General features: G+C 67.9%; 17 protein-coding genes. 8 read left to right on the forward strand and 9 right to left on the reverse strand.

The features are described from left to right. Positions 1-70: 70 nt before the first annotated feature. Genes IB268_RS25905 through IB268_RS25925 form a run of 5 tightly spaced genes read left to right on the forward strand, consistent with a single transcriptional unit; the run spans position 71 to position 5,057 of the window. Complete coding sequence (locus IB268_RS25905; RefSeq protein WP_192355007.1) at positions 71-1,240, forward strand: CaiB/BaiF CoA-transferase family protein; 1,170 nt, start codon at positions 71-73, stop codon at positions 1,238-1,240. Continuing rightward, entirely contained in the window at positions 1,237-1,959 is a 723-nt protein-coding gene (locus IB268_RS25910) for an enoyl-CoA hydratase/isomerase family protein (RefSeq protein WP_175214148.1), read from the forward strand. Before IB268_RS25905 ends, IB268_RS25910 begins: the two co-directional genes overlap by 4 nt. A 31-nt stretch (positions 1,960-1,990) precedes the next feature. After that, a complete protein-coding gene (locus IB268_RS25915) occupies positions 1,991-2,824 on the forward strand; it encodes a CoA transferase subunit A (RefSeq protein ID WP_054453140.1) in 834 nt (277 codons plus the stop codon). Beyond that, positions 2,817-3,551 carry a CoA-transferase subunit beta gene (locus tag IB268_RS25920; RefSeq protein ID WP_054453138.1) on the forward strand — a complete coding sequence of 245 codons (735 nt, stop codon included), beginning with the start codon at positions 2,817-2,819 and terminating at the stop codon, positions 3,549-3,551. The genes IB268_RS25915 and IB268_RS25920 overlap by 8 nt, the downstream gene beginning before the upstream one ends. Positions 3,552-3,560: 9 nt before the next feature. After that, a complete protein-coding gene (locus IB268_RS25925) occupies positions 3,561-5,057 on the forward strand; it encodes a class I adenylate-forming enzyme family protein (RefSeq protein ID WP_119450043.1) in 1,497 nt (498 codons plus the stop codon). Between the two features lie 31 nt (positions 5,058-5,088). On the opposite strand, the gene IB268_RS25930 is transcribed toward IB268_RS25925, so the two are convergent. Beyond that, a complete protein-coding gene (locus IB268_RS25930; protein ID WP_054453135.1) occupies positions 5,089-6,060 on the reverse strand; it encodes a tripartite tricarboxylate transporter substrate binding protein in 972 nt (323 codons plus the stop codon). A gap of 59 nt (positions 6,061-6,119) precedes the next feature. Continuing rightward, complete coding sequence (locus IB268_RS25935) at positions 6,120-6,989, reverse strand: fumarylacetoacetate hydrolase family protein (RefSeq protein WP_054453133.1); 870 nt, start codon at positions 6,987-6,989, stop codon at positions 6,120-6,122. 188 nt (positions 6,990-7,177) lie between these two features. Here IB268_RS25935 and IB268_RS25940 point away from each other — a divergent pair, with 188 nt between their 5' ends. After that, positions 7,178-7,846, forward strand: coding sequence for a FadR/GntR family transcriptional regulator (locus IB268_RS25940; protein ID WP_054453132.1), 669 nt, complete (start codon positions 7,178-7,180; stop codon positions 7,844-7,846). An 85-nt stretch (positions 7,847-7,931) separates the two neighbouring features. Here the strand turns inward: IB268_RS25940 and IB268_RS25945 are convergent, their stop codons facing one another. From IB268_RS25945 to IB268_RS25970, 6 genes are all read right to left on the reverse strand, one after another. Next, positions 7,932-8,822 carry a GntR family transcriptional regulator gene (locus tag IB268_RS25945; protein ID WP_054453130.1) on the reverse strand — a complete coding sequence of 297 codons (891 nt, stop codon included), beginning with the start codon at positions 8,820-8,822 and terminating at the stop codon, positions 7,932-7,934. A 5-nt stretch (positions 8,823-8,827) separates the two neighbouring features. Beyond that, positions 8,828-9,880 carry a 4-hydroxythreonine-4-phosphate dehydrogenase PdxA gene (pdxA, locus tag IB268_RS25950; protein WP_054453127.1) on the reverse strand — a complete coding sequence of 351 codons (1,053 nt, stop codon included), beginning with the start codon at positions 9,878-9,880 and terminating at the stop codon, positions 8,828-8,830. Continuing rightward, positions 9,877-11,094, reverse strand: a complete 1,218-nt coding sequence (gene dtnK, locus IB268_RS25955; RefSeq protein ID WP_192355008.1) for a D-threonate kinase — start codon at positions 11,092-11,094, stop codon at positions 9,877-9,879. Before dtnK ends, pdxA begins: the two co-directional genes overlap by 4 nt. Then, complete coding sequence (locus tag IB268_RS25960) at positions 11,091-12,116, reverse strand: 2-keto-3-deoxygluconate permease (RefSeq protein ID WP_082400881.1); 1,026 nt, start codon at positions 12,114-12,116, stop codon at positions 11,091-11,093. The genes dtnK and IB268_RS25960 overlap by 4 nt, the downstream gene beginning before the upstream one ends. A gap of 147 nt (positions 12,117-12,263) precedes the next feature. After that, positions 12,264-14,309 carry a TonB-dependent siderophore receptor gene (locus IB268_RS25965; RefSeq protein ID WP_225590530.1) on the reverse strand — a complete coding sequence of 682 codons (2,046 nt, stop codon included), beginning with the start codon at positions 14,307-14,309 and terminating at the stop codon, positions 12,264-12,266. Positions 14,310-14,630: 321 nt separating this feature from the next. Then, on the reverse strand, positions 14,631-15,155 hold the full coding sequence (locus tag IB268_RS25970) for a MarR family winged helix-turn-helix transcriptional regulator (RefSeq protein ID WP_054453118.1): 525 nt from the start codon (positions 15,153-15,155) through the stop codon (positions 14,631-14,633). A gap of 166 nt (positions 15,156-15,321) precedes the next feature. Between IB268_RS25970 and IB268_RS25975 the strand changes: the two genes are divergently transcribed. Together IB268_RS25975 and IB268_RS25980 are read left to right on the forward strand one after the other, a co-directional pair. Continuing rightward, positions 15,322-16,296 (forward strand): Bug family tripartite tricarboxylate transporter substrate binding protein, encoded by a 975-nt coding sequence (locus IB268_RS25975; RefSeq protein WP_054453116.1) that lies wholly within the window; start codon positions 15,322-15,324, stop codon positions 16,294-16,296. A 10-nt stretch (positions 16,297-16,306) separates the two neighbouring features. Beyond that, positions 16,307-17,875, forward strand: a complete 1,569-nt coding sequence (locus IB268_RS25980) for a sulfatase-like hydrolase/transferase (RefSeq protein WP_192330943.1) — start codon at positions 16,307-16,309, stop codon at positions 17,873-17,875. A gap of 57 nt (positions 17,876-17,932) precedes the next feature. Here IB268_RS25980 and IB268_RS25985 read toward each other — a convergent pair whose 3' ends face one another. Next, complete coding sequence (locus tag IB268_RS25985; protein WP_119450037.1) at positions 17,933-19,630, reverse strand: AMP-binding protein; 1,698 nt, start codon at positions 19,628-19,630, stop codon at positions 17,933-17,935. Positions 19,631-19,648 lie beyond the last annotated feature (18 nt).

Here is a 19,648-nt window from a genome sequence, read left to right on the forward strand (position 1 = left end):
GTCTTGAAGGTCAGCTCTTATAATGTTTTCTTTGTCCCAAATATTGAATTTTCATAACGAGAGGTCAGACATGACACCCAGTTCGGCGCTGGCCGGCATCACGGTGCTGGAGATTTGCAATGTCGCGGCGGGGCCTTTTTGCGGCATGTTGTTGGCGGACATGGGCGCCGACGTGATCAAGATCGAAAACCCCGAAGGCGGCGACACGCTGCGCAGCTGGCCGCCCATTTCCGACGGCTACAGCGAAAACTTCGCGTCCCTCAATCGCAACAAGCGTTCGGTGACCTTGAACCTGAAGGATCCCGGCGACCTGGCCTTGGCGCGCGATCTGGCGCTGGCCGCCGACGTGCTGATCGAGAACAACCGGCCGGGCGTGATGGACCGCCTGGGCCTGGGCTATGCGCAGCTGCGCGAGGCCAATCCCAAACTGGTCTATTGCTCGATCTCGGCCTACGGCCAGTCGGGGCCCCGTTCGCAGGAAGGCGGCTTCGACCTGACCATCCAGGCCATGAGCGGCATCATGAGCGTGACCGGCGAAGCGGGCGGCGAACCCGTGAAGTGCGGCGTGCCCGTGGCGGACTTTTCGGCCGGCCTGTACGGCGCCTTCGCCATCGCGTCTGCCTTGCGCGCGGCCCAGGCCAGCGGGCAGGGCACGCATATCGACGTGCCCATGCTGGGCGCCACCTTGGGCATCGCGGCCTTGCAGACCTCGGAGTTCTTCGGCAGCGGCAAGGATCCGGTCAAGCTGGGGTCGGCCCATCCGCGCAACGCGCCGTATCAGGCATTCCGCTGCAAGGGCGGCTACTTCGGCATGGCGGCGGGCAACCAGGCCTTGTGGAAGGGCGTCTGCGCAACGGTAGGCCGCGAGGACCTGCTGGCCGATCCGCGCTTTACGGACACCAGCGCCCGTGCGCGCAACCAGACGGCGTTGCGCGAGATCCTCGAGGCGATCTTCGAAGCCGAGGACGCGCAGACCTGGCTGGCGCGTTTCCGTGCGGCGGGCGTGCCTTGTGCGCCCATCAACACCTATTCCGAGGTGCTGGCGGATCCGCAGGTCGAGCACATGGGTTGGGTGCAGCCCGTGGACCTGCCCAACAACGTGCGCACGCGCACCTTCGGCCTGCCGGTGCGCTTTGACGGCCAGACCACGGCCTTGCGCCGCCGGCCGCCGGCCTTGGGCGAACACAACGATGAAGTGCTGGGCGCGCTGCGCGCCGCCAGAAAGGAGACGGCGGCATGAGCGAGGTCCTGCGCATCGACAAACAGGGCGCGGCGCATGTGTTGACGCTGGCGCGGCCCGACAAGATGAATGCGCTCTCGGCGCCGCTGGTGGAGGCGCTGATCGCCGCATTGGACGAGGCCGAGGCAGGCGGCGCCCAGCTCATCGTCTTGAAGGGCGAGGGCAGGAATTTCAGCGCGGGCTTCGACTTCGGAGGTTGGCAGGAACAGAGCGAAGGCGACCTGCTGCTGCGCTTCGTGCGCATCGAGATGCTGCTGCAGCGGCTGGCGGCTTCGCCGTGCCTGACGCTGGCGTTGGCGCATGGCCGCAACTTCGGCGCGGGCGTGGACTTGTTCGGCGCTTGCAAGTGGCGCGTCAGCGCGCCCGACGCCACGTTCCGCATGCCTGGGCTGAAGTTCGGCCTGGTGCTGGGCACGCGCCGTTACGCGGCCCTGGTCGGCGCCGAGCGGGCGCGCGCGGTGCTGGAGCAGGCGGCCACGTTCAGCGCGGAAGAAGCCTTGCGCGACGGCTTCGCCAGCCGACTTTCCGACGCTCAGGATTGGCATGCCGTCGAACGCGAGGCGCTGGACGCGGCGTCAGCGCTGAGCTGCGCCAGCCGTGTCCAGCTGTATGCGGCGCTGTCCTCTGAAACGCCGGATACCGATCTCGCCCGCCTAGTGCGCTCAGCCGCCCTGCCGGGATTGAAGGAGCGGGTGGCGGCTTATCTGCAGGCGCGTTGACCTAAGAAGAACACGCAGGGAAGGAGACATCATGGCATCGGGTTTCAATCAGAAGAACAAGCAGTGCACGCTGGCGGAGCTGGCGGCGTTGGTGCCCAACGGCGCGTCGATCGCCTTGGGCGGCAGCTTCCTGCACCGCGGACCGTTCGCCTTCGTGCGCGAACTGATCCGGCAGGGCCGGCGCGACCTGGAACTGGTCAAGCAGTCGCCAGGCTACGACGTGGACATCCTGTGCCGCGCGGGCGCGCTGCGCCGCGTGCGCGCCGGCATCGTCGCCATGGAAGGGAACTTCGGCCTGGCGCCCTGGTACCGCAAGGCGGTGGAGCGGCGCGAAATCGAACTTGAGGAACACGCGTGCGCCAGCCTAACGGCCGGCCTGCGTGCGGCGGCCTTCGGCGTGCCGTTCCAGCCTTGCGGCGGCCTGCATGGCAGCGGCCTGCCCGAACTCAATGGCTGGAAATGCCTGGACGATCCCTACGGCAGCGGTCAGAAGACCTGGGTGGTGCCGGCGATCCGGCCGGACTTCGCCGTGATCCATGCGTCCGAGGTGGACGCGCTGGGCAATGTGCGGGTGCATGGTACGGCGCATTGGGATCGCATCATGTCGCGCGCCGCGGGCAGCGTGCTGGTGGTGGCCGAGAAGGTCGTCGACAGCGCGGTGTTCGAGGCCAATCCGGAATCCACGCTGGTGCCGTTCTTCATGGTGCAAGCCTATGCCGTGGCGCCGCAGGGCGCATGGCCGGGATCCTGCTGGCCTGACTACGCCATCGACTATCCGGCAGTGGAGGCATACATGGACAAACACAGCGATCTGCAGGCGCACATGGCTGCGGCGCCCGAAGCGCGGGAGGTGCAGCATGGCTGAGCAATGGTCGGGTTTTTCCTACATCGTCACCAATCTGGCGCGTTTCATCCGGCCGGACGAGATCACCTTCAGCGGCGTGAATTCCACCATGCCCATGCTGGCCTGCCTGCTGGCCAAGCGCGCCTACGATTGGGACTTCGTCTACATCAACGTGGCCGGCGGCGTGAACCCGCGGCCCTCGCATGTGCCGATCTCCAGTTCCGACCCGGTGCTGGCCGAGCACACCGCGTCGATCTTCTCCAACGAAGACTTCTACGACCTGTGCACGCGCGGCCGTATGGATCTGACCTTTCTGGGCGCGGCGCAGATCGACGGCGCGGGCTGCGCCAACAACTCCTGCATCGGCGACTGGCATGAGCCCAAGGTGCGCCTGCCGGGCGGCGGTGGCGGCGCGGTGATGCTGCCCACGGCCAGGCGCGCCTGCACCTGGCGCACCGAGCACTCGCGGCGCACCTTCGTGCCGAAGCTGGACTTCATGACTTCCTGGGGCGGCTTCCACGGCGTGGTCACGCCGATCGCCGTGTTCGTCAAGCGCGACGGCCGGCTGGCCTTGCAGTCCTGGCACCCGGAATCCAGCCTGTCTGAAGTGCGCGAGCGCACGGGGTTCGAATTCGATGCGACGGGCGCCGAGCCGTCCGCGCTGCCCAGCGCAGCCGAGGCGCGCGCCTTGCGCGAGCTGGATCCCGACGGGCAGTTTGAACGCGACGCGGCCGTCGCGCTGCGCTAGGAGACTGCCATGACGATCGCCGATGCCACGCTGGTGGCCGCGTTCGCGCGCCTGTGGAGCCAGCCGCAATGGGCCGGGCGGCCAGCCATCGTGACCGCGGACGGCGTCTTGACGTATGCGGGCCTGCAGCGCGAGGTCGGGCGCATCGCGGGCGGCTTGCGCGCCGCCGGCGTGGCGCGCGGCAGCCAGGTGGCGATCGCGATGGAGCGGTCGCAGGCGCAGGTGCTGGCGATCCTGGGCGTGATGGCGGCGGGCGCCTGCCCGTGTCCCCTGGAGCCGCGCCTGTCGGACGCCGAGACCGCCAGGCGCGTGGCGGCGGTGGGTCTGGGCTGGATGCTGCACGACGCGGCCAACGCGGCCACGGCCCGGGCCAGCGGCCTGGCGCCGCAACACCTGCTGGACGCCGCCGCCGTGGCGCAAGGCCCGCTGGATTGGACGGGCAGCGGCGAGGCCGAGCCCGGCGACGCGGGCCTGCTGCTTTTCACTTCCGGCAGCACCGGCAATCCCAAGGGCGTGCTGTTGAGCCACCGCGGGCTGGCGAACAACGCGCGCGGGGTGCTGGCGCACACGGGCTTGACGCCGGCAGACCGGCTCCTGCACGTGATGCCGCTGCATCACACCAACGCGCTCAACAACCAGATCTTCGCGCCGTTGCTGGCGGGCGCCAGCGTGGCGCTGGCGGGGCGCTTCCGGGCCGAAGACATGCCGGGCTTGCTGCGCGCGTTCCGGCCCACCCTCATCACCGGCGTGCCCACCATGTATGCGCGCATGCTGGAACTGGAGTTCGACCCCGCAAGCCTGGCCGCGTTGCGCTTCGCGCGCTGCGGTTCGGCGCCCATCACCGAAGCGCTGCACCGGCGCATCGAAGCCTTCCTGGGCTGCCCGCTGGTGGTGTCCTACGGCCTCTCGGAGGCCACCTGCACCTCGACCATGAACCCGCCCGCCGCGCGCCGCGTGGGGTCGGTGGGCACGGTGCTGGCCGGCCAGAGCGTGACCTTGCGCCTGCCGGATGGCAGCGAGGCCGCGCCGGGCGGCGAAGGCGAGATCTGCATCGCGGGCGACAGCCTGATGCTGGGCTATGTGGGCGTGGACAGCGCCGACGCGGGCGCGCCGCAGCTGTTGCGCACTGGAGACTTGGGGCGTTTCGACGAGCAGGGCTACCTGAGCATCACCGGCCGCATCAAGGACGTGATCATCCGCGGCGGCGAGAACATATCGCCGGCGCTGATCGAGGGGGTAGTGACGGGCCTGCCGGGCGTGGCCGCCTGCTGCGTGGTGGGCGCGCCCGACGAGGACCTGGGCGAAGTGCCCGTGATCTTCGTGCAGCGCGCGGGCGAGGCCGCGCCGGATGCGCCCGGCATACAGGCGGAGGTGCTGGCGCGCCTGGGCCGCATCTACGTGCCGCGCGAGGTGTTGTGGATCGAGCGCCTGCCCGAGAACGCGGTGGGCAAGGTCGACCGCAAGGCGCTGGCGCGGCAGCTCGCGCCCGCCAGCCTGCGTCCATGAAGCGTAGGGACGCCTCGGGCGTCCCGTTACGCTATTCGACCTTGCCGATCCGGTTGACCGCTGTCTCCAGCGAGGCCGTGTCCTGCTTCCAGTATGCGTCGAACGCGGGCGCGTCCAGGTACTGCACGGGGCTCCCAGTGCCGGCGATGCGCGCCTGGACTTCGGGATTGCTGGCGACGTCCTTGACGGCTTGGCGCAGCTTGTCGACGACGGCCGGCGGCGTGCCGGCCAGGGCGAATACGCCTGACCACTGCACGAAGCTGATGTCGTAGCCCTGCGATTTGAAGGACGGTACGTCCGGCAGGCTGTCGAGCTTGCCGTCGCCCCAATGCGCCAGCGCCTTGACGCGCCCCGCCTGGATCAGCTGCATGACGCTGGACGGCCCGGTGGCCAGGGCATCGACCTGGCCGCCTACCAGCGCCTGCACTGCGGGGCCGGCGCCGGTGAAGGGCACATGCATCATCTTGATGCCGGCCGCGTTCTGCAGCATTTCCATCGGCACGTGCATGGTGCCGTAGATGCCGGAAGAGCCGTAGCTGAACTTGCCGGACTGCTTCTTCGCCGCGTCGACGAATTCCTGCAGCGTCTTGTACGGCGCGTCCGCGCGCACCACCAGCACGGTGGGATCGGCGGTGATGCGCGCAATCGGCACGAACTGGTCCAGCTGATAGGCCGGCTTGCGTTCCAGCAGGCGGTCGGCTGCGGGCAGGATGGAAATCGACGACAGGCTCATCAGCAGCGTATAGCCGTCGGGCTTGGCGCGCCCGGCCTGGCCGATGCCGATGGCGCCGCCCGCGCCGCCCTTGTTTTCGATGACCACGGCCTGGCCCAGCTTGTCGCCCATGGCCTGGGCCAGCGGCCGCGCGATCGTGTCGGCGACGCCGCCGGGCGGGAAGGGCACCACCATGGTCACGGGGCGTTCAGGGTAGCCGGCAGCCAGCGCATTCGCGGCTCCCAGCCATAGCAAGGCGGCCGCGGCCGCCCGGTAGCAACGCAGATTCATGTCTCACTCCTTGTGCTTCCTGCTGCCGAGCCGCCCCGTGTTCATTCCGGGGCTTGTACTCAGACGAAGCGGTTTTCGATATGTCCGATGCCGTCGATTTCCACGCGCACCACGTCGCCGTGCTTGAGGAACCGAGGCGGGTTCAGGCCCTGGCCCACGCCGGCCGGCGTGCCGGTGGCGATGACGTCGCCCGGATACAGCGTGATGCCGCGCGAGCAGGTTTCGATCAGCGTGGGGATGTCGAAGATCAGGTCCTCGGTATTGCCGTCCTGGCGCAGTTCGCCGTTGACCCAGCAGCGCACGCGGGTCTTCTGGCCGTCCAGCTCATCGGCCGTCACCAGCCAGGGGCCCATGGGGCAGAAGGTGTCGAAGGACTTGCCCAGATCCCATTGCTGGTGGCGCATCTGCACGTCGCGCGCGGTGACGTCGTTGACCACCGTGTAGCCGATCACGTGGCTCATGGCCTCGGCGCGGGAAATGTTGCGACCGCCCTTGCCGATGACCACCGCCAGTTCGGCTTCGTAGTCGATCTTGTCGGACACGCCCACGGGCAGTTGCACGTCGGCCCAGGGGCCGACCACGGTCTGCGGCACCTTGGTGAACACGATGGGCCAGGATTCGGGATTGGCGTCGTTGTCCTTGAAGACCGAGTCGCGCAGTTCCTTGGCGTGGGCGTGGTAGTTGCGGCCTACGCAGAACAGGTTGCGCCGCTGCGCCGGCAGCGGCGCTTCATGTTCCACCTGGTCCCAACCGTAGGACGAGCCGATCTTGCCCGGCAGGGCGCGGCCTTCGGCCAGCCACTCCACGGCGGTCAGCGCGCCGGCCGCTGCGAGTTCGCGCGGGAAGTCCAGGGCGGTCACGCTGCCGCCGTCGTCGGAAACCACGCCGATGCGGCGTTCACCGTTGATCCGGAATACTGCAATCTTCATGCTTGCTCCCTGGGCGGTCCGGCCGCCCGTGCTTAATACCAAAAAGTACCAATTGAGTGAATAATCAGGCCCAATTGCGGAGAAGGATATACCAAATAAACCAATTTTCCTAACAGGATTAATAGTTTTTTAGGCGAGTATTGGTCTGTTTTGGTATCATCTGGCCGCTAGCCATTCTGGGACGGTCCATGGACAAAGCTTCCGCCTTGCGCGCGGTCATCATTGAAAATCTGCAATCCGGCGCCTGGCCCGCCGGCCATCGCCTGCCCACGGAACGCGCCCTGAGCGAACAATTCGGCATCAGCCGTTCAACGGTGCGCCGCACCCTGGCCGACTTGAAGGTCGAAGGCTTGATTTCGCAGCGCGTGGGTAGCGGCACCTACGCCAATCCGCCCTCGGTCCTGGCGCAGGCCGAAGGGCTGCTGCGCACCGAAGTGCTGTCCACCAGCCCGGCCGAACTGATGGCGGCGCGCTTGGTGCTGGAACCGGCGATTGCGGCCTTGGTAGTGCAGCATGGCAGCCCGGCCGATTTCGCCGCCATGCAGGACGCCTGCGCGCGGGCCGAGGCCGCCGACAGCTTCGAAGCGTTCGAGATCTGGGACGCCAAATTGCACGAATTGATGGCCACGGCCACGCACAATCTCTTCATCGAAAAAGTGTTCGCCCTGATGACGGCGGCGCGCTCGCAGGCGACCTGGGGCGCCTTGAAGCGCAGGAGCCTGACGCCCGAGCGGCGCCAGGCCTATCAGGTCGAGCATCGCGAGATCGTCGATGCGCTGCATGACCGGGACGCAGAACGGGCCATGGAGGCCGTGCGGCGGCATCTGCTGCACGTGAGGGACAACCTGCTGGGCTAGGGGTCGCAGCGTCCGCAGGTCGCAGGGGACTGCGGCGCGGCCGGGTCTTGGCCGCAGCAAGAGCGGCCGGCGCGGGCTGCGCGCCTCAGGGCTGCGCGCGCAGCCTGGCCAGTTCGGCGGAAAGCTCGGCCACCAGGGCCTGGGCGCGCGCCAGCGGATCGTGGCCCTCGGGCGCGGGCTCCGCGGGCGTGTCGGGCGTCTGCAGCCGGGGCTGCACGCTTTCATGACCCATGCTGACGTCCACGTCGAACACCAGTTGTTCGGCGCGGTGCCAGGTGGTGAACCATTCCAGGGGGCGGCCATGCTGGTCCATGCCCTGGCCTTGCAGCATCAGCAACGGCGTGCCGGCTTGCGTGCCCAGCAGTGCGGCCAGCGTCTGGTCGGCGGCAACCGCCCGGATCTGATTGCGCCCGGCGCCTGGACGCAGGCCGAAGCGGCGCGTCAGCACGCCATGCAGGGACGCGTCGGCGAGATCTTCGGCGCGCAGGCCCGGTACCGCGTCGGCGGGCAGCCAGGTGCGCACGTAGGCCAGCGGCGCGTCGGCCACATGGCGCAGACGCTCCAGCATCAGCAATTGCGTGGTGCCGAAGAAGGCGGCTACGTCCGCGGGCGGCTCGGCGCGCGCGAACGCGAGCACGCGGGTCTGCAGGGCCACGCCGGACTGCGCGAACTGCTCGTACAGGCCGGTGGAGCGCTGTACCAGCCGGCGGTGTTCCTGGGGCGCGGCCACGCTGGCGGGACGCCCGGTTTCGCGCTGGATCAGGCCTTCGGTGGCCAGGGCCGCCAGCGCCTGGCGCACCACGCTGCGCGCCACGCCGAAGCGTTCGCACAGCGCCGCCTCGCTGGGCAGCACGGCGCCGGCCGCGAGCTTGTTCGTGCGGATGTATCCGCGCAGCAGGGTCGCCACCTGGGCGTGCAGCGGGATATCGCCGGAGCGATCAAGTACGGGCAATGCGTCGTGCGTGGCGGGCGCCATGGGAATCAACCTCCGGTTTGTGCCCGCGCAGTTTCCCACACATGCGTCCAGCCCGGGGCCAGATGCGCGGCGCGCTCGGCGGCCAGGATCAGGCTGTCCTCGCGGGCGATGCCACGGCCGGCAATGTCGAAGGCGGTGCCGTGGTCGACGGACACGCGCACGACGGGCAGGCCCACCGTGATGTTGACGCCGTCGTCGCCGTAGACCGCCTTGAAGGGCGCGTGGCCCTGGTCGTGGTAACAGGCGATCACGAACTTCCACTTGCCGCGCACGGCTTGCGGGAACAGCGCGTCGGCCGGAATCGGGCCTGCGGCCAGGATGCCGGCGGCATTGGCTTCGGCCACCGCGGGCGCCAGGATGTCGGCGTCTTCGGTGCCGAAGATGCCGTTTTCGCCGGCATGCGGATTCAGGCCTGAGACTGCCACCGGCTGGTCGCCGCGGCCCAGCGCCTTGGCGAACGAGCCGGCCAGGCGCAGCACTGCGCGCATGCGCGCAGGGGTCAGGTCTTCGATGGCCTGGCGCAGCGACACGTGAGTGGTGGCGTGGAAAATGTAGAGGTCGCCGGCCGACAGCACCAGCGAGAAGGTCTTGACGCCGAACTCGTGCGCCAGCAGTTCGGTGTGGCCGGGCCACTTGTGGCCGGCGGCGTGCATGGCCGCCTTGTTCAGCGGGGCGGTGACGATGCCGTCGACCTCGCCGGCGCGCGCCAGGGCGCAGGCCGTGGTGACAAAGCGCACCGAGCCGTCGCCCGCGTCCGCGCTGATCTCGCCCAGCTTTACATGGGCCAGCGACGGGCCGGCCTGCAGCACTTCGATCGTGCCGGGCGTGTTGGCGCAGTCGGCCGCGCGGTCCAGCTTGCGCACGATGGCGGGGTCGCCGCCCAGGCCGCGCACGGCGTTGGCCATCACGTCGACGTCGCCGACCACAAGCAGGCGGGCCTTCTGGCGCAGTTCGTCATGGCCCATCAGCATCTTGGCCGTGATTTCCGGCCCGATGCCCGCCACGTCGCCCAGGGTTACGGCCAGCAGGGGCAGTTTGCCCGGTTGGGGTTGTGTCATCGCTTGAATCTCCTGTCGCGGATCGCGCGCACCGCGCGAACCAGTACATCTTCGGTGCCAAAGCCGCCGGCCTTGGTCACCACGGGCAGGCCGGCGGCCGTGCCTCCGGTCAGCGTGCCCAAAGGCACGCCGCCCATCACTTCATCCACCAGCGCGATGCCGCGGGCGCCCAGCGCCACCAGCACGCTGCGCGCGCCGTCGCCGCCGGTGGCGACCACGCCGGCCGCGTTCGCGCTGGCGATCAATTGCGCGGCCAGGCCGCCCAGGCGTTCGGCGACGGTCTCGGAATCCAGGCCGTCCAACTGGCCTTCGGGCGCCAGCAGCAGCACCGTGCCGGCTTGCGCGGGCGACTGGGCATGCGCCTGCAGCCGCGGCTGGCTCCAGGCCTGCCATGCTGCGTCGTCGGCCAATTGGGCCAGCGAGGGCGTCCAGGTGTCGGCGCCCGAGGCTTGCAGAGCCGCGGCTTGCGCGCGTGCCGCGCTGTGCTGCGAGGTCACCACCACCACGACCGGCGCGGTCTGGTTTGCGCCGGCCCAAACGCGGGCCAGCGGTACGGCAAGGCCGCCCGCGCCCACGGGCAGGGCGTGCACGCCCAGCAAGCCGATGGCGCGCGCCAGGCGTTCCAGGTCGGCTTCGGTGGCGGCGTCAACCACCACGGTGTTGCCGGCCGCGCGGATGCGCGCCGCCAGCGTTTGCGGCGTGTCGCCTGCCTGCGCCGCTACATGGGCGCAGCCCAGCAGGGTGGGGATATGGCTTTCGGTCACGGGGGTGACCGGATCGGTGGCCGCCGAGGTCTCGGTGACCGGCTTGCCATTGACGTAGAGCACGCCTTGTTCGACGGTGCGGCCGGTGGCCGGGAAAGCCGGGCAGATCACCGCAATGGTGTCCGGGCCCCAGGCCTCGCGCGCCGCATCGATCTCGGCCTTGAAGGCGCCACGCAAGGTGGAATCCACCTTCTTGTACAGGCGTGTGACGCCAGCCGCGCGCAGGCGGCGCACGTTTTGCCAGACGACTTCGGCCGCGTCGGCGGTCGACAGGGGGCGGCTGTTGGTCGTGACCGCCAGCACTTCCACGCCGGCGGCGCCTGGACCGGACAGCGCCTCGTCGGCGCCGCCGATGGACAGATGGGTGTTCCAGCCGGCGCGCACGAACTGCACCGCCGTGTCGCCGGACCCGGTCAGGTCATCGGCGACGATGGCGATGGCGGGATTCAAAGCGCCTCTCCGCGCGCTTCACGCAGGGCGGGCGCGACCGTGGGGTCGGCGTCCTCGGATTTGAGTTCGCCGGCGCGCTTGAGGAAGTACGAGGCCAGCATCGGCGCCAGGATCGAACTGATCAGCACGCAGGCGGCGACCTGCGCGGTGGCGGTCGACACGTACTGCTGGAAGTTGGGGTCTGCGGCCGCCACCACGGCCGGGGTCGCGATGGCGTTGCCGGCGGTGGTGCCGGCTGCGAAGCCCAGGCCGCTCTTGCCGCCGCGGCGCAGGATGTAGCGATAGCCCAGGTAGACCAGGCCGCCGGTGATGGGGCTGATGATCAGGCCCAGGATCAGGCCGCTGACGCCGCCGGAAACCACGGCGCCCAGGTTGATGCCGGTGCCCAGCGCGAAGGCGAAGAACGGGATGACGATGTTGGGCACGGGCTTGAGCACGTCGCGCCACTTGGGGTCCAGGTTGCCGACCACCACGCCCAGCAGGAACGGCACCAGCGCCGCCACCAGGGCGATCATGGGGATGTCGGCCAGGCCCGAGGCGCCCAGGAACAGCAGGCTGAAGAAGGGGCCGTCGTTGACCGCGCTGGCCACATAGGCGCCGCGGTCGCGGGCATCTCCGTACTGGCCGGTATAGGCCAGCCACAAGCCGCCGTTGCTGTTGTCGAAGGCGGCCAGCAGCGCCAGGATGGAGACGCCCAGCACGCCGTCCAGGCCGACGTAGCTGCCCAGGATGATGATGAGGGTGGCGGGCACCAGCGTCTTCATCAGCAGGATGGTGCCGGCGGTGGCCAGGATGGGGCCGCCGGTGCGCGCATTGACCTGGGTGCCGGTGGCGAAGATCAGCAGCGCGATCAGGGGCAGGGCGCTGTTCTTGAACAGTGCCGTGGTGAACCCGCCGATCGCCAGTGCGTCGGGAGCGAAGGTGCCGATCAGGGAACCCAGGATCAGCGGCACCAGCATCAATCCACCGGGGATTTTCTGCATCGTGCCAAAAAAGGGCGAGCGGGAAGTTTCGGTCGACACTATCGGAGTCTCCAGGACGGTTTTTCTGGGTTGCAGACGTTCGAGCGCGCGTCTGTCAGACGGTTGAACAGGGATGAAAAACCGTAGTGTACACCTGTACGTACAGCATGTACGTACAGGTTCCCAGGCCCGGAGGCAGTTCCGATTTTAGAAGCGGTAGGCGCCGCTCAGCATGACGGTGCGGCGCGCGCCGTAGAAGCAGTCGCCGCGATCCAGGCAGACCACCTCATAAGTGCGGTCCGCGATGTTGTTCACGTTCAGCGCATAGCGCCAGGGGCCATTGTCGTAGCTGAGCATGGCGTCGAACAGCGTGACCGCCGGGGTTTCCGGGGCGCCACCGTCGCGGAACGCCGACAGGTAGCGCACGCCCGCGCCCACCGCGAACCCGGGCTGGCCGGCCAGCGCGAAGCGGTACTTGCCCCACATGGAGGCGATGTGCTTGGGCTGGGCCTCAAGCTGCGGGTCCAGGTCGGTGTAGATATAGTTGGCGATCACGTCCAGTTCCTTGGTGACGCGGCCGCGCAGTTCCAGCTCCACGCCGCGGGTACGGGTCTTGCCGGCCTGGATCTGGTTGTTGGGATTGTCCGGGTCGTTGGTCTGGCGATTCTTCTCGCGCAGGTCATAGGCGGCCGCGGTGAATTCGATGTCGGCGTCCTTCGGCATGTACTTGATGCCAGCCTCCACCTGTTTGCCGCGCATGGGCTTCCAGCGCTGGTTGTAGAAGTCGGCGCCGGCGATGGGCGTGAACGATTCGCTGTAGCTGAGGTAGGGCGACCAGCCGTTGTCAGCGGCATACATGAGGCCGAAACGCTTGGTGGTGGCCATGTCGGTTTCCCGGTCCTGGCCTTCGGTGGTGCTGTCGGCGCGGTCGCGGCGGATGCCGGCCAGGAAAATCCAGTTCTTGTCGAATTTGATCTGGTCCTGCGCGTAGAAGCCGATCTGCTGCTGATTGATCTTGGGGTTGTCCGACAGTTCGTACTCGGGCACGTTGCCGTACACGGGGTGGTACAGATTCAGCGGCGAGCCCGCGCCGCTGGCCGTCTGGCTGGTCTCGCGGTAGCGCGAATAATCCATGCCGAAGATCACCGTGTGTTCCGTGCGGCCCCAGTTCAGCTTGCCTTCCACGTTCTGGTCCGCCAGCAACGTGCGCATGCGCGGCTTGTTGACATAGAAAATGCGGTCGACGGTGGTCTGTTCCGGATCGATGTAGGAATCGCCGCGGCGCGCGCCGTAGACGTTGGGATAGAGCGTCTTGTAGTCGACGCTGCTGACCGTATTGCGGAAGTTCTGCCGCACCTTCCAGGTGTCGTTGAACTGATGCTCGAACAGCCAGCCGACGCTGAACTGCTCCGTGTCGTAGGCGTCGAAGCCCGGTTCGCTGGCGAAGCGACGGGTCGGGATGCGGCCGTTGGGATTTTCCTGCACCGAGCCGCTCCACGGCAGGAAGGATTGCGTGGTGCCGGCGCGATCCTTCTGCCAGGTGGCCTGCAATGTCAGCGAGGTGGCTGCGCTGGGGCGCCAGGTCAGGGACGGCGCCAGCATCAGGCGGTCGTCCGGCGCGTATTGGACCTGGGTATCGCTGTCGCGTCCCACGGCGATCACGCGGTATAGCCACTGGCCGTCCTCGCTGGCCGAGCCCGTGAGGTCGGCCTGGATTTCGCGGCGGTTGTGATTGCCCAGCACCACGCCGATTTCGCGCTGCGTTTCCTCCTGCGGGCGTTTGCTGACCAAGTTGACGATGCCGCCCGTGCTGCCCTGTCCGTACAGCATGGAGGCGGGGCCGCGCAGCACTTCCACGCGCTCCATCGCATAGACCTCGGTGCGCGGGTTGTTGAAACTGAAGTACTGGCGCAGGCCGTCCAGGTACTGCACCGGCTCCACGCCCCGGACGCGCACGTAGTCGGCGCGGTTGTCCACGCCATACGCGTTGGGGCGCACGCCGGCCGCGTAGTTCATGGTGTCCTGGATGTTCTGCGCGCCCTGGTCCACGATCTGTTCACGCGGGATCACGGTGATGGCCTGCGGCGTTTCGGACAAGGGCGTGTCGGTCTTGGTCGCGGTGGCGCTGCGCGTGGCGACGTAGCCTTCTACCGGACTGGTCGCGGTTTCGCCGGTGCCGGTGACCTGCACGGCGGGCAGGATGGTGGCGGGTTCGCCGGATGCGGCGGGCTGGGCCTGCGCTGCGGCGCCCATGCAGGCGGCAAGCGCGGCGGCAGCAGGCAACAGGACCAGCGGCCGCGCGCGCCGGGCGGCGGGATCAGGGTGGCGTTTCAATGGATTTCCCCTTCGGCCTGAGTTCGGCCGATTTTGGATGCAAATGACAACGATAACTATTATTAATTTAATAGATCAAGGATGTCAGAAAATCCGCGGTCCGCAGATGTAAAAAAGCCGTGCAAAGCTTGCCGGGCGGTAAGGTGGACGACGAAAAACGCCGTCCTATCAGTAGCTTGGCGAGGTCTAGGAAAGGCGCGAGGGAGCCGCTCGCCTGTTGGCGAGGCGCGACAGAACGGCTCAGGCGTGGCGCGGCCGGCGGGTGCCGCCGTCGCGCCGGCTGGCTTTTTCCGAGACGATATTGCCCTCGGCCATGCGACGGCCGCGCTGTTCGATGCGGCCCAGAAGGTCGCGCAGCAAGGCGACCTCGTCGGCGCTCAGGTCCTGCACCAGCAGGTCGTTCAGGTGCGAGACTTCGGGCAGCAAGGCGTCGTACAGGGTGCTGCCTTCGGCCGTGGCTTCCACACGCACCACGCGGCGGTCGGCGCTGTCGTGCAGGCGGCGCAGCCAGCCTTTTTCGCATAGCGCGCCCAGGGTGCGCGAGGTGCGCGCCAGATCCAGTTTTGCAGCGGCCGCCAGTTCAGCCGAACTCATGATGCCGCCCTCGACGGCACAGGCCAGCACCCGCCATTCGCGCCGCGTGATGCCGAAGCGTCCTTCGCACAGGCGCAGGAATACGGGATTCGATTGCGACCATGCCTGGTATAGCCGGTACATCAGCATGTCCGAAAGCTGGCGCTGGCCGGACGCGGAATCGGTCGGCATGGCATCTCCTCCTGGTGGTGTTGCAGTTCGCGCTGCATATCGTTATGGGAAGTCCTGGATTAGATCAACAAATACGGGCGTTGCTAAAGTCAATTTTCCTATTTGAGTATCGGCCAGGCAGTGACAACCATAATCGACAGCGGGCCGCTGTCTCCAGGAGTTGACCATGCGTAAATGGATATCGGGCGCTGCCGCGGCGGCAATACTTGCGGGGGCCGCACCGTTGGCCGGCGCGCAGCAGGCCCCGCTGGACGGGACGCTGACGGTGGTGGTGGGTTATCCGCCAGGCGGCAGTTCGGACCGCATTGCGCGGCTGGTCGCGGACCGGCTCAAGGATCGGGTAGGCGTGCCCGTGGTGGTCGAGAACAAGACGGGGGCGGGCGGCCGCATCGCGGCGCAGGCGCTGCACACGGCGCCGGCCGGCCAGAACGTGCTGATGCTCGCGAACCCGGCCGTGATGGTGGTGGCGCCGCTGGTCTATGCCCAACCGGGCTACGACGCGCAGCGCGACTTCAAGCCCGTGTCGCTGGTCAGCAGCTATAAATTTGCGATGGCGGTGGCGGCGAATTCGCCGATCCAGGACCTGGCTGGCCTGCGGCAGTGGCTGAAGGCGAACCCCAAGCAGTTCGCCGTCGGCGTGCCGGCCACCGGCAGCCTGCCGCACTTCTTTGCGCTGATGCTGGGACGTGAACTGGGCCAGGAGCCGGAAGTGGTCGGATACCGCGGATCGGCGCCGCTGATTTCCGAATTGATAGGCGGCATCCTGCCGCAGGGCATAGACACGCTGGACACCTTGCTGCCGCAGCACCGCGCCGGCAAGATCCGCATCCTCGCCGTGTCCGGCGAGGCGCGCGATGCCGAACTCAAGGACGTGCCCACCTTCAAGGAAAGCGGGGTGAACCTTGCGGCAAACGGCTGGAACGCCTTCTTCGCACCGGCAGCGATGCCGCAGGCCAAGGCCGACAGGCTGGGCGCGGACATCGCGGCGGTGTTGCGCGAGCCCGCCATGCAGGAGGCCGTGCGCGCAGCCTACCTGGAGCCGGTATCGCTGGATGCGCGCGGCACAGCCGACGCCTTGACTGCGTACCGCGAGCAGTGGGAGCCCGTGGTGCGTGCATCCGGCTTCACGGCCACGCAATAGGAGGACGACGATGAGCGATGTGCAGAACGTGCTGTTCATCATGGCCGACCAGCTGCGGGCCGACCACCTGAGCTGTTATGGCCATCCTTATCTGCAGACGCCCAGCCTGGATGCGCTGGCCGCGCGCGGGGTGCGCTTTGACCGCGCCTTCGTGAACTCGGGCGTGTGCGGGCCTTCGCGCATGAGCTACTACACCGGCCGCTATCCCTCGCGCCACGGCGCCACCTGGAACCGCGTGCCGTTGTCGGTCAACGAGATCACGCTGGGCGAATACCTGGCGGGGCAGGGCCGCGAACTGGCTCTGGCCGGCAAGACTCACATCATCCCCGACAAGGCCGGCATGGAGCGGCTGTCGATCGATGGTTCCTCGGAGCTGGGCGCGCTGCTTGGCCGCGGCGGCTTCACCGAACTGGACCGCTACGACGGCCACCACACGCCGGGCGACGAAAGCGGCTATCCCGCCTTTCTGCGGCGCCACGGCTACGACAGCGCGGACCCCTGGACCGACTACGTGATCGCCGCGGTCGACGCCGCGGGACAGGTGGTCAGCGGGTGGAACATGCGCAATGCGCACCTGCCGGCGCGCGTGGCCGAGCCGCATTCCGAGACCGCCTACATGACGGACCAGGCGCTGGACTTCATGAAACGGCGCGGAAGCCAGCCCTGGGTGCTGCACCTGAGCTACGTGAAACCGCATTGGCCCTACATGGCGCCGGATCCCTACCACAAGCGCTACACCCCGGACCAATGCCTGCCAGTGCGGCGCAACCATGAAGAACTGGAGAACGCGCATCCGGTGGTCGCGGCCTACCGGCAGCAGGAAGAGAGCGTCAGCTTTTCGACCGACGAATGCGTGCGCGTGGTGCGTCCCGCCTACCAGGGCCTGATCCGGCAGCTGGACGACCATCTGGGCCGGCTGTTCGACTACATGGAAGGCGCGGGCCTGATGAAGAACACGCTCATCGTGTTCACCGCGGACCATGGCGATTTTCTCGGCGACCATTGGCTGGGCGAAAAGGAGTTGTTCTACGACACCGTGCAGCGCGTGCCCTTCATTGTCATGGACCCCTCGGCTGCGGCCGACGCCACGCGCGGCCGCGCGTTGGACGACATGGTGGAAAGCGTGGACCTGGTGCCCACGGTGCTGCGCGCGCTGGGCAAGCCCGGACCCGGCCATCGGCTGGAAGGCCGCGAATTGCAGACCTTGCTGCACGGCCGCGATGGCGCGACTCCTTGGCGCGATTGCGTGTATTCGGAGCTGGACTACAGCTTCCGCCAGGCCCGCCTGTTGTGCGGCAAGACGCCGCAGAACGCCCGCGCCTGGTCGGTGCGCACGGACCGCTGGCGCTACGTGTACTGGCTGGACGAGCGTGAACAACTTTTCGACCTGCATGCCGATCCGGACGAGTTCCAGGACCTGGGAGCGAGCAGCGCGCATGCGCAAACGCGCCTGGAGCTGCGCCAGCGGCTGCTGGAATGGATGCTGCGCGGCAAGCGCCGTACCACCATCAGCGACGAGGCCGTGGAAAAGGCGACCAACGCCCACAAGCGGGCCGGAGTGTTTTTCGGGCAGTGGTAGGCCGGGCTGGCCCCCGCCGCCGGCCCGCGTTCGGCGCGAGCCGGTGGCTGTCCAGGCCTAACCCGGCTGCCGGACTTGCGCCTGTACGGCTTCCTGCGCCGCCGGTTTCAGTTCGCGGCGCAGGATCTTGCCGACGTTGGTGCGGGGCAGGTCATCGCGGAACTCGATGTAGCGGGGCACCTTGTAGCCCGTCAGCTGCTTGCGGCAATGCGCGATCAGGGTCTCGGCGTCCAACGCCGGATCCTTGCGGATCACATACAGCTTCACGGCCTCGCCTGAGCGCTCGTCGGGCACGCCCACCGCCGCCACTTCGCGCACGCCGGGATGCAGCGCGGCCACGTCCTCGACCTCGTTGGGATAGACGTTGAAGCCGGACACCAGGATCATGTCCTTCTTGCGGTCCACCAGGAACACATAGCCCTTTTCGTCCACGTAACCCACGTCGCCGGTACGCAGGAACCCGTCGGCATACAGGACCAGCGCGGTTTCGTCGGGCCGTTGCCAGTAGCCCTGTGTGACCTGGGGACCGCGCACGCAGATTTCGCCGGTCTCGCCCACGCCCAGTTCTTGGCCCGCATCGTCGCGGATGGAAATGTCGGTGGATGGCACGGGCAGGCCGATGGAACCGGTGAACTCCTGCACGTCCAGCGGATTGATCGTGACCGCGGGCGAGGTCTCGGTCAGGCCATAGGCCTGCGCCAACGAGCGGCCGGTGACGGCGCGCCAGCGGTCGGCCACCGAGCGCTGCACCGCCATGCCGCCGCCCATCGTCAGGCGCAGCCGCGAGAAATCCAGGCGTGCGAAATCCGGGTTGTTGAGCAGGGCGTTGAACAGCGTGTTCACGCCCGTGAAGGCCGAGAACGGCACCTTGCGCATTTCCTTGACCAGCCCGGGAATGTCGCGCGGGTTGATGATGAGCAAGTTGCTGGCGCCCATCTTCATGAAGGTCAGGCAGTTCGCGGTCAGCGCGAAGATGTGATACAGCGGCAAGGCGGTCACGATGCACTCCTCGCCTTCGGTCACCAGCGGCCGGACCCAGGCATAGGCCTGGCTCAGATTGGCCACCAGATTGCCGTGGGTGAGCATGGCCGCCTTGGCCACGCCGGTGGTGCCGCCGGTGTATTGCAGGCAGGCCAGGTCGCGCTGGTCCAGTTCCACTTCCGTGAAGGGCGCGGCGGCGCCGGCGCGCAGCGCATCGCCCAGCCGGATGGCGCCGGGCAGCGACCACGCGGGCACCATGCGCTTGACGCGGCGGACCACGAAGTCCACCAGGCGTCCCTTGAGCGGTCCCAGCAGCTCGCCGATGGACGTCACCACCACGCGTTCTATCGCGGTGCCGTCCAGGGCCTTCTGCACGGTAGCGGCAAAGTTGTCTGCGACCACGATGACGCGGGCGCCCGAATCGGCCAATTGGTGCTGCAGCTCATGCGGGGTATAGAGCGGGTTGCAGTTGACCACCACGCAGCCGGCGCGCAATGCGCCGAACAGGCATACGGGGTATTGCAGCAGGTTGGGCATCATGAGCGCGACACGGTCGCCGCGGCCCAGGCCGTTGGCGTGCAGCCAGGCCGCGAAGTCGCGCGTCAGCCGGTCGAGCTCGGCGTAGCTGAGGGACTTGCCCATGCTGATGTACGAGGTCTTGTCGGCGTAGCGCCGGCAACTTTCGCGCACGACCGACACCAGCGTCGTCACGCCGTCCATTTCGATGTCCGCAGGCACGCCCGCGGGGTAGCTTTTCTGCCAGATTCGTTCCATATGCCGGATTTCCGTGTG

Source organism: Achromobacter sp. ACM01, assembly GCF_014851745.1.
Classification (GTDB): domain Bacteria; phylum Pseudomonadota; class Gammaproteobacteria; order Burkholderiales; family Burkholderiaceae_B; genus Achromobacter; species Achromobacter aegrifaciens.

Excerpts from the sequence above, each read along its gene's own strand:
- IB268_RS25920 (WP_054453138.1), top strand. The coding sequence starts at position 2,817 with ATGGCTGAGCAATGGTCGGGTTTTTCCTACATCGTCACCAATCTGGCG.
- IB268_RS25945 (WP_054453130.1), bottom strand. The coding sequence starts at position 8,822 with ATGGCGCCCGCCACGCACGACGCATTGCCCGTACTTGATCGCTCCGGC.
- IB268_RS25925 (WP_119450043.1), top strand. The coding sequence starts at position 3,561 with ATGACGATCGCCGATGCCACGCTGGTGGCCGCGTTCGCGCGCCTGTGG.
- IB268_RS25985 (WP_119450037.1), bottom strand. The coding sequence starts at position 19,630 with ATGGAACGAATCTGGCAGAAAAGCTACCCCGCGGGCGTGCCTGCGGAC.
- IB268_RS25970 (WP_054453118.1), bottom strand. The coding sequence starts at position 15,155 with ATGCCGACCGATTCCGCGTCCGGCCAGCGCCAGCTTTCGGACATGCTG.
- pdxA (WP_054453127.1), bottom strand. The coding sequence starts at position 9,880 with ATGACACAACCCCAACCGGGCAAACTGCCCCTGCTGGCCGTAACCCTG.
- IB268_RS25915 (WP_054453140.1), top strand. The coding sequence starts at position 1,991 with ATGGCATCGGGTTTCAATCAGAAGAACAAGCAGTGCACGCTGGCGGAG.
- IB268_RS25935 (WP_054453133.1), bottom strand. The coding sequence starts at position 6,989 with ATGAAGATTGCAGTATTCCGGATCAACGGTGAACGCCGCATCGGCGTG.
- IB268_RS25980 (WP_192330943.1), top strand. The coding sequence starts at position 16,307 with ATGAGCGATGTGCAGAACGTGCTGTTCATCATGGCCGACCAGCTGCGG.
- IB268_RS25975 (WP_054453116.1), top strand. The coding sequence starts at position 15,322 with ATGCGTAAATGGATATCGGGCGCTGCCGCGGCGGCAATACTTGCGGGG.
- IB268_RS25965 (WP_225590530.1), bottom strand. The coding sequence starts at position 14,309 with ATGGGCGCCGCAGCGCAGGCCCAGCCCGCCGCATCCGGCGAACCCGCC.
- IB268_RS25940 (WP_054453132.1), top strand. The coding sequence starts at position 7,178 with ATGGACAAAGCTTCCGCCTTGCGCGCGGTCATCATTGAAAATCTGCAA.
- IB268_RS25905 (WP_192355007.1), top strand. The coding sequence starts at position 71 with ATGACACCCAGTTCGGCGCTGGCCGGCATCACGGTGCTGGAGATTTGC.
- IB268_RS25910 (WP_175214148.1), top strand. The coding sequence starts at position 1,237 with ATGAGCGAGGTCCTGCGCATCGACAAACAGGGCGCGGCGCATGTGTTG.
- IB268_RS25930 (WP_054453135.1), bottom strand. The coding sequence starts at position 6,060 with ATGAATCTGCGTTGCTACCGGGCGGCCGCGGCCGCCTTGCTATGGCTG.